Annotated in this window: 12 protein-coding genes; 3 read left to right on the top strand and 9 right to left on the bottom strand. The window is 71.9% G+C overall.

Annotated features, from left to right (window positions below):
- Positions 1-26 precede the first annotated feature (26 nt).
- From CW359_RS13070 to CW359_RS13055, 4 genes are all read right to left on the bottom strand, one after another.
- Entirely contained in the window at positions 27-1313 is a 1287-nt protein-coding gene (locus tag CW359_RS13070) for an aspartate aminotransferase family protein (protein WP_105970064.1), read from the bottom strand.
- Positions 1310-2152 carry a nitrilase-related carbon-nitrogen hydrolase gene (locus tag CW359_RS13065; RefSeq protein WP_105970063.1) on the bottom strand — a complete coding sequence of 281 codons (843 nt, stop codon included), beginning with the start codon at positions 2150-2152 and terminating at the stop codon, positions 1310-1312. The genes CW359_RS13070 and CW359_RS13065 overlap by 4 nt, the downstream gene beginning before the upstream one ends.
- 174 nt (positions 2153-2326) lie before the next feature.
- Positions 2327-4210: a hypothetical protein gene (locus tag CW359_RS13060; protein WP_105970189.1), complete on the bottom strand. Its 1884-nt coding sequence runs from the start codon at positions 4208-4210 to the stop codon at positions 2327-2329.
- A 162-nt stretch (positions 4211-4372) separates the two neighbouring features.
- Positions 4373-4633 (bottom strand): helix-turn-helix domain-containing protein, encoded by a 261-nt coding sequence (locus CW359_RS13055; RefSeq protein ID WP_105970062.1) that lies wholly within the window; start codon positions 4631-4633, stop codon positions 4373-4375.
- A gap of 32 nt (positions 4634-4665) precedes the next feature.
- Here CW359_RS13055 and map point away from each other — a divergent pair, with 32 nt between their 5' ends.
- On the top strand, positions 4666-5457 hold the full coding sequence (gene map, locus CW359_RS13050) for a type I methionyl aminopeptidase (protein ID WP_105970061.1): 792 nt from the start codon (positions 4666-4668) through the stop codon (positions 5455-5457).
- A gap of 602 nt (positions 5458-6059) precedes the next feature.
- Here the strand turns inward: map and ggt are convergent.
- Positions 6060-7868: a gamma-glutamyltransferase gene (gene ggt / locus CW359_RS13045; RefSeq protein ID WP_105970060.1), complete on the bottom strand. Its 1809-nt coding sequence runs from the start codon at positions 7866-7868 to the stop codon at positions 6060-6062.
- 103 nt (positions 7869-7971) lie between these two features.
- Here ggt and CW359_RS13040 point away from each other — a divergent pair, with 103 nt between their 5' ends.
- Complete coding sequence (locus CW359_RS13040; protein WP_198655200.1) at positions 7972-8727, top strand: hypothetical protein; 756 nt, start codon at positions 7972-7974, stop codon at positions 8725-8727.
- Between the two features lie 302 nt (positions 8728-9029).
- Here CW359_RS13040 and CW359_RS45215 read toward each other — a convergent pair whose 3' ends face one another.
- The 3 genes from CW359_RS45215 to CW359_RS13025 all read right to left on the bottom strand — a co-directional run bounded on the left by CW359_RS45215 (position 9030) and on the right by CW359_RS13025 (position 10505).
- Complete coding sequence (locus CW359_RS45215) at positions 9030-9170, bottom strand: hypothetical protein (protein WP_157968533.1); 141 nt, start codon at positions 9168-9170, stop codon at positions 9030-9032.
- Positions 9171-9206: 36 nt separating this feature from the next.
- Positions 9207-9950, bottom strand: coding sequence for an amino acid ABC transporter ATP-binding protein (locus CW359_RS13030; protein WP_105970058.1), 744 nt, complete (start codon positions 9948-9950; stop codon positions 9207-9209).
- A 114-nt stretch (positions 9951-10064) separates the two neighbouring features.
- A complete protein-coding gene (locus CW359_RS13025; RefSeq protein ID WP_105970057.1) occupies positions 10065-10505 on the bottom strand; it encodes a DUF6278 family protein in 441 nt (146 codons plus the stop codon).
- A 173-nt stretch (positions 10506-10678) separates the two neighbouring features.
- Between CW359_RS13025 and CW359_RS13020 the strand changes: the two genes are divergently transcribed.
- Positions 10679-12478: an SGNH/GDSL hydrolase family protein gene (locus tag CW359_RS13020; RefSeq protein ID WP_105970056.1), complete on the top strand. Its 1800-nt coding sequence runs from the start codon at positions 10679-10681 to the stop codon at positions 12476-12478.
- Between the two features lie 152 nt (positions 12479-12630).
- Here the strand turns inward: CW359_RS13020 and CW359_RS13015 are convergent, their stop codons facing one another.
- Positions 12631-13410: an exodeoxyribonuclease III gene (locus CW359_RS13015; protein ID WP_105970055.1), complete on the bottom strand. Its 780-nt coding sequence runs from the start codon at positions 13408-13410 to the stop codon at positions 12631-12633.
- Between the last annotated feature and the right edge of the window lie 33 nt (positions 13411-13443).

Raw genomic sequence — 13443 nt, 5'->3', positions numbered from 1 at the left:
TTTCTTGCTGTGGTCCTGCTCTGGTGTTACTGGACGCAGCTCCTCAGAGCGCGTTCGAGGATCGCGGCGCCCTCCTCGGCCTCCGCGACGGTGAGCGACAGCGGCGGTGCGATGCGCAGCGCGCTCGTGTTGTGGCCGCCGCCCTTGCCGAGGAGCAGCCCTTCCGCACGGGCCGCTTCCAGCACGGCGGCTGCGGTCTCCGGGTCGGCGGTGTCGGTACCGGGCTTCACCAGCTCGATGCCGATCATCAGCCCACGCCCACGCACTTCCCGTACGCCCGGCAGCTGGGCGGCGACGCCCCGCAGCCGCTCGATCAGCAGACCGCCGACGCGCCGGGCGTTGCCCTGGAGGTCGTGTTCCAGGAGGTACGTGAGGTTGGCGAGGCCGGCCGCCATGGTGATCTGGGTGCCGCCGAAGGTCGAGATGGAGTTGGAGTCGAGGCAGTTCATGATCTCGGCGCGGGCCACGACCCCGCCGATGGACATGCCGTTGCCGATGCCCTTGGCGAAGGTGATGATGTCCGGCGGGCCGTTCTCCGCGTGTGCCTGCCAGCCCCAGAAGTGGTCGCCGGTGCGGCCCCAGCCCGTCTGGACCTCGTCGGCGATCCAGAGGATGCCGCGTTCCTCCAGCACCCGCTTGAAGGCCGCGTACAGCCCGTCCGGCGGGGAGGTGAAGCCGCCGACGCCCTGGATCGGTTCGGCGATCAGGGCCGCCGGCGGGCGGACGTGGCCGAGCAGGTCCTCCAGGTCGGCGACGCAGGCCGCGATGAACTCGGCGTCACTGAGGTCGGCGTACGGGCCTCGGGTGCGGACGCCGCCGTGGACGTACAGGGTCTGGAGCGGGGACAGGGAGGTCGGGGACCAGCCCTTGTTGCCCGTGATGCCGACCGTGGAGAACGAACGGCCGTGGTAGCTGTTGCGCATCGCCAGGATCTGGTTGCTGCGCCGGTAGGACGTGGCGAGCAGGAGGGCCGTGTCGTTGGCCTCCGTGCCGGAGGTGGTGAAGAAGACACGCGCGTCCGGGATGCCGGACAACTGCGCGACGCGCTCGGCGAGTTCGACCATCGGGCGGTTCAGGTAGAGCGTGGACGAGTGGATGATCCGCCCGGCCTGTTCGCTCACCGCCTTGGTGATCTCGGGGAGGGCGTGCGCGGTCATCGTCGTGAGGATGCCGCCGAAGAAGTCGAGGTACTGCTTTCCGTTCGCGTCCCACACGTACCGGCCCTCGCCGTGTGTGATCTCCAGCGGGTCCTCGTAGTAGAGGGCGAGCCAGTCCGGCAGGACCGCCTTGTGTCGCCCGTACAGATCGCTCACGGCTGCACCAGCCCTTCATATGCGTCCGGCCGCCGGTCCCGGTAGAAGGCCCACTGCTGCCGGACTTCCTCGATGAGATCGAAATCCAGGTCCCGCACGACGAGTTCCTCGTCCTTGTCGCTGGCGACCTCGCCGACGAACTGGCCGCGCGGGTTCACGAAGTACGAGGTCCCGTAGAAGTCGTTGTCCCCGTACTCCTCCTGCCCCACCCGGTTGATGGCGGCGACGAAGTACTCGTTGGCGACGGCCGCGGCGGGCTGCTCCAGCTGCCAGAGGTAGGCGGAGAGGCCGCGCGAGGTGGCCGACGGGTTGTAGACGAGCTGCGCGCCGTTGAGGCCCAGCTGCCGCCAGCCCTCCGGGAAGTGCCGGTCGTAGCAGATGTAGACGCCGATCTTCCCGACGGCCGTGTCGAAGATCGGCCAGCCGAGGTTGCCGGGCTTGAAGTAGTACTTCTCCCAGAAGCCCTTGACCTGCGGAATGTGGTGCTTGCGGTACTTGCCGAGGTAGGTGCCGTCGGCGTCGATCACGGCCGCGGTGTTGTAGTAGAAGCCGGACTGCTCGACCTCGAAGACCGGGACGACGATCACCATGCCGGTCTCGCGCGCCAGCTCCTGCATACGAACCACCGTGGGCCCGTCGGGCACGGGCTCGGCCCAGCCGTAGTGCTCGGGCTCCTGGACCTGGCAGAAGTAGGGGGCGTTGAAGACCTCCTGGAACCCGATGACCTTGGCGCCCTGCCGGGCGGCCTCACGGGCGTGCTCCACATGCTTGGCGACCATGGACTCGGTGTCGCCGGTCCAGGTGGCCTGAACCAGAGCTGCACGTACGACATTGGCCATGACCTGCTCCTTCCGGCTGGACGTCAGAGAGCCTCTACGCCCGTAGACAGAGGTCGTAGGGGCTTGAAAGTAAGCCTCTGGAACAGCCTTGCCAAGACCATCGCCGTTAACCCGCGGAGTCGATCACGTTTCACACCCCGGTGGGCGAGTCGTGGGCACCCGGGTCAGACCGGGTCAGGTGCTGTGGCCCGCCACGCGGAGGGCGTGCACCAGATCCCAGTAGCAGTCCTCGGAGGCGCCCCGGGCCGCCTCCAGAAGCAGGGGGACGAGTCGCTGGGGGTCGGCGGCGACGCTGCGGGCGGCCTCCTCGGGGGTGCGGACACGGACGTACGCGTCGAGCAGGGCCCGCGCCTCGCGGTGACGGCCGTCCTCGACGAGCCCGAGGACCCCCTCCCCCACCTCGTGCGCCGGGCGCACCATGCCCTGCCGCAGGATCTGCTGGCCGTCGCCGCCCCGCCCGGCCGCGACGAGCGCGTCGGCGGCGGCGATCAGCTGAGCGGCCGGCAGGGACGCGGCCTCCCAGAGCAGGGTCGCCCAGTCGGCGCCGAGCCCCGCGCGGTGCAGCTCGGCGGCGAGCAGCGGGAAACGGGCGGCGGGCCAGTGCGCGGCCTCGACGAGCAGCGCGTGCGCCTCGCCGCTGCGGCCCTCGCTCCGCAGTCGTACGAGGCTGCGGACCGCGTCGATCGTGTCGTGCCGGGCGTCGTCGTCCAGCGCCTCCCGCCTGGGCGCGGCGGGCTTGGCCGCGGCGGCGGCCCCGGCGAAGCGGGCCCCGCGCGGGTTGCGGCGGGTCGGGGCGGCGGGCGCGGGCATGGCCGGCATGGAGGTGGGGTCGACGGTGGGGGTCGCTCCGGTGTCCGCGTCGTCCATCATCCCGGCGAACCGGGCACTTCCGCGTGTACGGCGTTTGGATCGCTGCTTGGCGGCGGGACGGGAGTCCGTGGGGGCGAGGGCGGGCTCGGGGTCCTCGGGTACGGCGGCGGGGGCCTGGGCGTCGTACCAGTCGGCGGGGAGCCGCGGGGCCGTGCGGCCGGCCGGGGTCTCCGGGGTGCCGTCGGGGGCGTCGGCCCGGCGGGGACCGTCGAGATCGTCGGCGTACTCGTCCGCGAGGCCGGACCGGCGGAGGTGGCCGCGCCAGGGGCGCAGTTCGTCGTCGGGACGGGGCTGGTCGGGGGCGCGGTCGTCTCCGGGGCGGTCCGGAGTTTGCCGCTGGGGTCCGGCGGGGGCCGTACCGCCGCTCACGGACTGGCGGCGGGGGTTGCGATCGTTGTCGTACCACCCTGCCGTGTCGTCGGCCGCGCGCTGGTCGCGGGCGTCGCGGGCGTCGTCGTAACCGGTGGCGGCCTGTCGAGCGTCCGCACGCTGTCTGCGGGAGCCGCGGTCGTCGTCGTACCAGCCGGTCGTGTCGTCGGCCGGGTGGTGGTCGTTCGTGTCGGTGCGCTGTCTCGGGAGGTTCAGGGGGTCGGCGGGGTGCTGGGTGTTCTGGACGCGGGCGGCGAACAGGCCCGCCTCCTCGTCGGGGTCGCGGCGCGGAATCGTCGCGCCGCTCACCGCGCGGCGGGCCAACTGGTCCAGCCTGGAACGGAGTTCGACGCAGCGGGCGGAGGCGCGTTCGTGGTCGTCGTGGGCCCAGGCGAGGTCGAGGCGGAGGCTCTCGGCCTCCTCGTGGGTGCCGGCGGAGTTGAGGGAGCGGCCCAGTTCACCGAGCCGTTCCGTGGCGTACTTCTGCTCGCGGAGCATCACGTCGAGCCGGTCGCCGAGGGTGTCGCGGGCGCCGGGGCGGGCGTCGAACTCGGTGAGCGAGGCCTGGTGCAGGGCACGCGCCTGCTCGGCCTCCGGGCCCACGGCGCCCGTGCCGTACTCGGCGGCGAGATCCTGGAGCAGCGCCTCGACGACGTCCCAGGGCGGCACCTCGTACCCGTCGAGACAGGCGCGCATGCCGTCGGGGTCGCGCTGCCAGAACACGCCGCACCAGCCCGCGCCCTGGTCGAGGCGGGCCAGCAGGCCGCTCAGATACCGCGCGAACTCCCGCACCTGCCCCGGGAGTTGTTCCACCGCCATGATGTTCACCCCATGCCCGACCGGAGTTCTCCGCCCTGTAGAAAACACCAGCCGTGTTACGGAAGGGCTACGAGAGGTTTTCGGACCGGACGCAGAGTACCGCGCACCCAGCGGAACGTGATGTGAACAACGGTCACCATGGCCAAAAGCGGGCCACGGGGTTCATGCCGCGACCGGGGCCGACGGCGCGCACCGGCCGACGAGTTCGTCCATGGACAGGCCGAGGACCCGGGCCAGCGCCGCGACCGTGAAGAACGCCGGCGTCGGCGCCCGGCCGGTCTCGATCTTGCGGAGGGTCTCGGGGGAGATTCCGGCGCGGGCCGCGATCTCCGCCATGCTGCGGCCACCACGCGCCTCGCGCAGCAGCCGGCCGAGGCGCTCGCCGCGTTCACGCTCTTCTGGGGTGAGAGGGGTGCGTACCATGCCGCCATTCTAATACCGGTATAGTAATTGGCATGGTGGAACTCAAGACAGACACTGCGATCGATGCCATGTACGAGACCGGCCAGGTGGTCGGCAGAGCCCTGACGGCCGTACGGGAAGCCGCTGACGTGGGCGTTTCCCTGCTGGAGCTGGACGAGCTCGCGCATGAGGTGCTGCGGGCGGCCGGGGCGACGTCCCCCTTCCTCGGCTACCACCCCTCCTTCGCACCGACCCCCTTCCCCGCGGTGATCTGCGCGTCGGTGAACGACGCGATCGTGCACGGCATCCCGGACGGCTACCGGCTGCGCGACGGCGACCTCGTCTCCATCGACTTCGGCGCCGAACTGGGCGGCTGGGCGGGCGACTCGGCGATCAGCTTCATCGTGGGCGAGCCGCGCCCGGCGGACGTACGGCTCGTCGAGACCGCCGAGCGGGCGCTCGCGGCGGGCATCGCGGCGGCGGTCGTCGGCAACCGCATCGGCGACATCGCGCACGCGATCGGCGAGGTGTGCCGTACGGCGGGATACGGCATCCCGGAGGGCTTCGGCGGCCACGGCATCGGCCGCCGGATGCACGAGGACCCCCCGGTCCCGAACGAGGGCCGCCCTGGCCGGGGCATGCCACTGCGCCACGGCCTGGTCCTGGCGATCGAGCCCATGCTGATCGGCAGCGGCAAGAACGGCTACCACGAGGCCCCCGACGGCTGGACCCTCCGCACGAACGACGGCTCCCGAGCGGCCCACGCGGAACACACGGTGGCGATCACGAACGCGGGTCCGCGCGTGCTCACGGCACGACAGGAGGCCCACACGAGCACGCCTTGACCTACGGCGCCTCCGGCGGGGCGGCGGGCGGGATGGGCCGGGTCCACGGCCTGGGCGGCCAGGCACCATCGGAGGCAGAAGACCCACCGGGGGCCCGCGCGACAGGCCGTCGGCGGACGCAGGGCCGGCCACCTGCGCGGGCGGCGGGAGCCAGGCAACAGCCACCCCGGGGCGGACGGCAGCGGGCGGCCGAGCAGGCGGCGGGCCCACACGGGCCGCATCCACACCCCGGGCGGCGCCAGGCACCACCCGGGCCGGGAAGTCCACCGGAGGGCCCGCGCAGCAGGCCGCCGACCGGCGCGCAGCCGACACCCGCGCGAGCCGCAGAGCCCACGCGCACCCGGCCCCGGGGCAGCATCTTCGCCGGCGGCCGAGTCGCCCGGCAGGCGGCAGGCCCGCGCGAGTCGAATCCGCGCCCCGGGCGGCCAGGCACCAGCCGGGGCGGGAGATCCGCCAGGAGATCCCGCCCGACAGGCCACCGGCCGACACATCGCCGGACGGCCGCGCGCGGCGGAACCCAGACGCACCCGGCCCGGGGCGGACGGCCGCGCCTGCAAGGGCGGGCCGCCGCCCAGTCGCCTCCGGTCGGTGGCTTTCTGCGCTCAGGAGGCCGGGCGTACCACCATCGCCGAGCCGCCGCCCCTGCGTACCGTCTCCGCTGCCGCCAGCCACTTGCCGTTCGGGAGGCGTTGTACGCCGGTCGCCGCGCCGATCTCGGGGTTGAGGCGGAAGCCGTGGCCGATCGACTCCAGCTTCGTCCTCAACTCGCTGGTCCACAGGGCCGGTTCCAGCTCCGTGGTCGTCTGGTTGCGCTGGCTCGCGCGCGGGGCCGCGATCGCGTCGACCAACGGGACACCTCGGTCGAGGAAGCTCGTCAGGGTCTGCAGGACCGTCGTGATGATGGACGCGCCGCCGGGTGAGCCCAGGGCCACGACCGGCTTGTTGTGGGCGTCCAGGACGATCGTCGGGGACATCGACGAGCGCGGGCGCTTGCCCGGGCCCGGCAGGTTCGGGTCATGGACGGCCGGGCTGGCCGGGGCGAAGGAGAAGTCCGTCAACTCGTTGTTGAGGAGGAAACCGCGGCCCGGGACCGTGATGCCGCTGCCGCCGGTCTGCTCGATCGTCAGCGTGTACGACACGACGTTGCCCCACTTGTCGGCCACCGTCAGGTGCGTCGTGTTCTCGCCCTCGTACGTCGTCGGCGCCGCGACCCCGTTGGTGTTGCAGGCCGCCGGGTTGCGCGGGTCGCCCGGCGCGACCGGGCTCGTCAGTACCGCGTCGTCCTTGATCAGGCATCCGCGCGAGTCGGCGTACGACTGCGACAGCAGTTCCTTCGTCGGTACGTCCTCGAAGGCCGGGTCGCCCACCCAGCGCCCCCGGTCCGCGAACGCGATCCTGCTCGCCTCGATGTAGCGGTGCAGGAACTGGACGTCGCTCGCCTTCGAAAGGTCCGTCCGCTCAAGGATGTTGAGGGCCTCGCCCACCGTCGTCCCGCCGGACGAGGAGGGGGCCATCGAGTACACGCCCAGACCCCGGTACGAGGTCTTCGACGGCGACTGGCGCTTCGCCCGGTAGGCCGCCAAGTCCCGCAGCGACAGCTCGCCGGGACGCGCGTTGTAGCCCGAAGCCGGGTCCACCGGCGGCTCGTTGACGGTGTCGACGATCTCCTTCGCCAACTTGCCCCGGTACAGGGCCCCGACGCCCTTGCGGCCCAACTCCGCGTACGTACGCGCCAGATCGGGGTTCTTGAACGTCGACCCGACCACCGGCAGCGCACCACCCGGCAGGAACAGCTCCGCCGTGTCCGGGAAGTACCGGAACCGCGCCTCGTTGGACGCGGTCTGCGCCCTGAACGTGTCGTCCACCGTGAACCCGTCGCGCGCGAGCCGCTCCGCCGGCTTCAGCAGCGTACCCAGCCCCTTGCTGCCCCAACTGTCCAGCGCCGCCTGCCAGGTGGCGGGCGTGCCCGGCGTACCGACACCCAGGCCGCTGGTGACCGCGTCGGCGAAGGCGATCGGCTGGCCGTTCTCCAGGAACAGGCCCGAGTCGGCCGTCAGAGGTGCCGTCTCGCGGCCGTCGATCGTCTGCACCGTACGGGACTTGGCGTCGTAGTAGACGAAGTAGCCGCCTCCGCCGATGCCGTTGGAGTACGGCTCCGTGACCCCGAGCGCGGCGGCCGTGGCGACGGCGGCGTCCACCGCGTTGCCGCCCTTGCGCAGGATCTCGATCCCGACGGCCGAGGCGTCCGCGTCCACGCTCGCCACCGCCCCGCCGTACCCGACGGCGACCGGTACCTTCTCGACGGCCGGGCCTGCGGACGTGGCGCCGGAGGGTGGCGCAGCCGCCCCCACCGACACCACCGTGGCCGAAACCGCCAGGACCGCCAGCTTTCGCGCGACAGGGCGACGCATCAATACCTCCAGTCAACGACCGTCCGCGCAGCGTAACTTCATCCCCGTGGTCCCGTAAGGGCCCCTCGAACACTGTTCCGCTCGACCGCTACCATGCGCGCCCATGACTGACGATGTGCGCAATATCGTCCTCGGTGTGGTCGCGGCCGGTATCAGCGCAGCCCTCGGCTGGCTGGCCCGTACCTATCTGTGGAAGCGCAAACTCCGCCGCAAGCAGGCCTTCTTCGGGCTGCCCGACAACTCCGAGTCGCTGCTCGTCGTGAACCGCGAGGCCGGTGGCCCCGAGTTGACGGTGATGCGCCACGACGTGTTCGCGCTGCTCGAACTCTCCGCCCTCATCAAGGACTGCAACGCCCACGCCCAGGTCGTCGCACACGACGCGGCGCAACAGGGCTTCGGCGAGCGCACCGAGTTCTGCGTGGGCGGCCCGGCCTCCAACCGCCGTATGGCGGCGCATCTGCACTCCCTGCTGCCCGGCGTCCGCGTCAACGTCGACGCCGAACCCGGCCCGGACCGGGGCGCGTTCCAGATCGGCACCGAGCGCTACCGCCTGGAGTCGGGCAAGGGCGAGTACGTGATCCTGGCGCGGCTCACCGCGGGGCAGAGCCGTGAGGCCCGGCCGGTGTTCCTCTTCTGCGGCCAGCGCGCGATCACCAACCAGGCGGCGACCCGCTATCTCGCCCGCAACCACGAGCGCCTGTCCCGCAAGCACGGGAACAACTCCTTCGCCCTGCTCCTGAAGGTCGTCAACTCCCAGGCGTACGGCCCCGATGTCGTCGAGGTCGTCACGGACATCACCCGGGCCGCCCAGACCCCGCTGCCCGCCGTCGCTCCGCGCAGCACCCACCGCGCGTCCTAGCGCAGAGCAGAGGGCAGGCGGAGGACCCGCAGAGGAAGTCGGAGGTACGGAGGTGCTGAGGTCCCCCGCAGACGAAAAGGCCCCGAAACCAAGGAGAGCGGCACCCCCGTCGCGTACTTCCGCGACGTGGGCCCGCTCGGCCTCGGCAAGCCGGTCAGCCCGGTCGACCCGCTCTGCGTCGAGCACATCCCGACCGGCGCGCAGCTGACCTCCTCCTCGCCGGAGCACGACCGTCGAACGGGTCGGTACCCCTGCGCGAGCAGTGATCTCCGGCTGCCGCCGGACGGACGTATGCCCTCCTACTACTGCCCGCCTGGCAGCAGCGTCCCTGATTCGGCCGGTGCAACGTCCTCGGCGTCCTCGGCCTCTGTTCCCATCCCCTTGCGGATGGGCTCAACCGCCGTCACCACGGGGATGAACAGCAAATCGTAGTCGAGGTTCACCTCGGCCGGCCTCCCGGCCCGGACCCTCACCGTTCCTCAGTGCTTGAGGATCTTGGAGAGGAAGTCCTTGGCGCGGTCGCTGCGCGGGTCCGTGAAGAACTCGTCGGGGCTGCGGTCCTCGACGATCCGGCCGTCGGCCATGAACACGACCCGGTTGGCGGCCGAGCGGGCGAAGCCCATCTCATGGGTGACGACGACCATCGTCATTCCCTCGCGGGCGAGTTGCCGCATGACCTCCAGGACCTCGTTGATCATCTCCGGGTCGAGCGCCGACGTGGGCTCGTCGAAGAGCATCGCCTTGGGGTCCATGGCGAGCGCGCGGGCGATGGCGACCCGCTGCTGCTGGCCGCCGGAGAGCTGGGCCGGGTACTTCGGCGCCTGCTCGGCCAGGCCCACCCGGTCGAGGAGTTCACGGGACCGTCTGTCGGCCTCCTCCCTCTTGCGCCCCCGCACCTTGATCTGTCCCAGCGAGACGTTCTGCAGGACGGTCTTGTGGGCGAAGAGGTTGAACGACTGGAAGACCATGCCGACTTCGGCGCGCAGCCGCGCGAGCGACTTGCCCTCGTCGGGCAGCAGCTGACCGTCGAGCCTGATGGTCCCGGACTCGATCGGCTCCAGCCGGTTGATCGCCCTGCACAGAGTGGACTTGCCCGACCCCGACGGGCCGATGACCACGACCACCTCTCCCCTGCCGACAGTGAGGTTGATGTCCTGGAGAACATGCAGTTCACCGAAGTGTTTGTTGACGTCGTGCAGCTCGATCAACGGATCGACGGCCATGCCCAGCCCTACTCACTCTCAGCTGTGTCGTGGTTGCCGCAAACTATCCAGATAAAGACGGAGTCAGTACACGACACGCACTTTTCGGGCATTAGCCGTATTTACGCCTTCGGCCTATGTCTCCGAGACCTCCGCGTACAGCTGCGAAAGCTCGGGCGCCCCGCTGGCCGCCCACTCGTGACCGGAGGCCACGACGTCGAACTCCCGGCCCGACGACAGCCGTACGACGGGCTGGCCGTTCGGCCAGAAGTCCCAGTTGGCGCCGGGCACGGTCCGCACGATGACCGTGCCGAGGTAGAGGCCCGCGTCGTTGCCGAGCCAGGACAGCGACTCCTCGTCGTCCCGCCAGCCCGGCAGCAGCTGGTCCAGCGCCTCCAACGAGGCGGCGGAGTCGTCGAGTTCGACGCCCTCCCGGCCGGCCTGGGAGCGCAGCAGCTCGCACTCGGAGAGCAGCCCGGCGACCGCCTCGGGGTCGTGCCCGCCCTCGGAGAACACCGCCACCCCGCGGGCGGGTCCATGCTTCTTGCGCCAGTTGCCCAGGAAAGGGATGTTCATACGTCCAGCCTGTCATTCACACCGCCGACCGCACCACTGGGCGCGCGGGGCCGCCGGTTCCGGCCAACTTCCCCGTGCGCCGGGCCCTGCGCCTCCACCGCATTGACGGACACCTGCTACCTCTTTAGCTTCACACTGCGTTGAGCGGCGGGCATGCGGACGGGGGACGGATCATGCGCCGAGGTGGCCGAGCCGGACGGGGATCGGGGCTCCGAGGACTCTGGGGGCCGGGCCTCATCCTCGCCCTGTGCGCGACGCTGACGCCCCTGTCGTCCACCGCCCTGGCCACCGAACCCCTGCCCCTCGCCCAGTACTTCGACAACACGGCGGTCAGCGACGACGCCGAGCCGGGCACTGCCGACTTCGACGGCTCGGGCGCCTCCGTGTCCGCCCAGGACCTGACGGCCGCCGGCTGGACCAGGGGCCGCCCCCTCGCCGTCCAGGGCGCCGCGCTGAACTGGCCCTGCCGGGAACCGGGCGAGCCGGACAACGTCCGCGCCGCCGGCCAGCCGGTACGGGTGCACGGGCAGGGCGACGCCCTCGCGTTCCTGGTCGCCGGCACCGGCGGCGCCGACGTGAGCGGCGCGGGCACGGTCTCGTACACGGACGGCACGCAGTCCTCGTATCTGCTGACGGCCCCCGACTGGCGCACCGGTCCCCTCGGCTCGAAGGCGGTCGCGCTGCCGCATGTGAACACGCCCACGGGTCAACTCGCCAAGAAGGCACGGCTGTACGTCGTCACCGTGCCGATCGCGCGCGGCCACGAGGTCGACTCCGTGCGGCTGCCGTACGCGGCCGACCTGCATGTGTTCGCCCTGTCCGTACGGCCCGACTCGGCCGGCTGGACGGGCAGTTGGGCGGCGCCGACCGCGACGTACGCGGCCGTCGGCCCCTGGACGGACCGCACGCTGCGGCTGGTGGTGCACACCTCGGCCGGCGGGCCGCGGGTGCGGGTCCGCTTCGACAACACCTTCGCGTCGGCGCCGGTACGGATCGGCGGTGCGACGGTGGCGGTGCAGTCGGCGGGTGCGACGGCGAGCGGTACGCCGGTGCCGCTGACCTTCGGGGGCGCGGCGGGCGCCGAACTCCCGGCCGGGGCACAGGCGTTCAGCGATCCGCTGGACTTCACGGTGCCCCCGGACACCAACCTGCTGGTGAGCTTCCATCTCCCGGACACGGTGACGGCGGCCTCGCTGCACCGGCTCACCCAGCAGCGCTCGTACGTCAGTACGCCGGGCGACCACACGGCGGACGGCTCGGCGGTGGCGTACACCTCGACGCTGACGACCTGGCCGCTGCTGACGGGGGTCGACGTGGGTGACGGTCCCGGGTCGGTGGTGGTGCTCGGCGACTCGATCACCGACGGCGAGCGCTCGACCCTGGACGCCAACCGGCGCTGGCCGGACGTCCTCTCCGACCGGCTGCGGGCGCAGAGCGCGGTCCCCCGCTACGGCGTCCTCAACCAGGGCATCGCCGCGAACCGTGTCCTCACCGACCGCTACCCGGGCGACGGCGTCTCCACCGACTCGGGCGGGGTGAGCGCCCTGCACCGCCTGGACCGGGACGTGCTGGCCCAGACGTCGGCCCGGACGGCGATCGTCTTCCAGGGCGTGAACGACCTGCGCACGGGCGCGTCGGCGGGCGAGGTCGTCGCCGGGCTGCAGCAACTCGCGGCGCGGGTGCGGGAGCGGGGGCTGCGGGTGCTGGTCGCGACGATCGGGCCGTGCGGGGGTGAGGCACGGTGCACCTCGGTGGTCGACGGCCAGCGGGCCGCCGTCAACACGTGGATCCGCGAGGAGGCGGTGTCCGACGGCGGTTTCGAGGGCGTCCTGGACTTCGACGCGGCGCTACGGGACCCGGCACAGCCGACGCGACTGCTGCCCGCGTACGACAGCGGGGACCATCTGCATCCCGGCGACGCGGGGTTGGCGGCGCTGGCGGGGGCGGTGCCGTTGGAGACGCTGGTTCCGTAGGGCACCGTGGGTCCGGTGGCCGTCCCTGGGGGCTCCGCCCCCAGACCCCCGTATCGCGCTGAACGCGCTCGTCCTCAATCGCCGGACAGGCTGGAGATGCGCGCCCGGCGCTCAAGAGGCCCCCACCGCCCACGAGAGCGGGCCGCCCGGCTCTACACCTCCAGGTCGACCACCACGGGAGCGTGATCGGACGCGCCCTTGCCCTTGCGCTCCTCGCGGTCGACGTACGCGTCCTTCACGGCCCCGGCGAACGCCTCGTTGCCGTACACCAGGTCGATGCGCATGCCCCGGTTCTTGGGGAAGCAGAGCTGGCGGTAGTCCCAGTACGTGTACGGGTGGTCGTACTTCAGGGGGCGGGGGATCACGTCCGTCAGGCCCGTCTCGCGCAGGGACGTCAGGGCGGCGCGCTCGGCCGGGGTGATGTGGGTGAGGCCCTCGAAGGCGGCCAGGTCGTAGACGTCGTCGTCCGTCGGGGCGACGTTGTAGTCGCCCAGGACCGCGAAGGGGCGGCTGCCCGCCGCGTCCCCGGCGACCGCCGCCTTCAGGGCCTCGAACCACTGGAGCTTGTACGCGTAGTGCGGGTGGTCCACCTCGCGGCCGTTCGGCACGTACACCGACCAGACGCGGACCGGGCCGCAGGTCGCGGAGACGGCGCGGGGTTCCTCGACGCCCTCGTAGCCGGGGTCGCCGGGCAGGCCCGTCACCACGTCCTCCAGGCCCACGCGGGAGATCACCGCGACGCCGTTCCACCTCCCGGTCGCGTTGACCGCCGCCTCGTAGCCCAGCTCGCGCAGCTGGTCGGCGGGGAACTGCTCGGCGGCGACCTTGGCCTCCTGGAGGCACAGCACATCGGTGCCGGTGCTCTCCAGCCAGGCCAGCAGCCTCGGCAGGCGGGCGGTGATCGAGTTCACGTTCCAGGTCGCGATGCGCATGCCCCACAACCTACCCGCCGGGTCTGACAACGC

Origin of the sequence: Streptomyces geranii (genome assembly GCF_002954775.1) — a bacterium.
Classification (GTDB): domain Bacteria; phylum Actinomycetota; class Actinomycetes; order Streptomycetales; family Streptomycetaceae; genus Streptomyces; species Streptomyces geranii.
The sequence above is the reverse complement of the archived record's forward strand: the minus strand, read 5'-3'. Positions and strand labels throughout refer to the sequence as shown.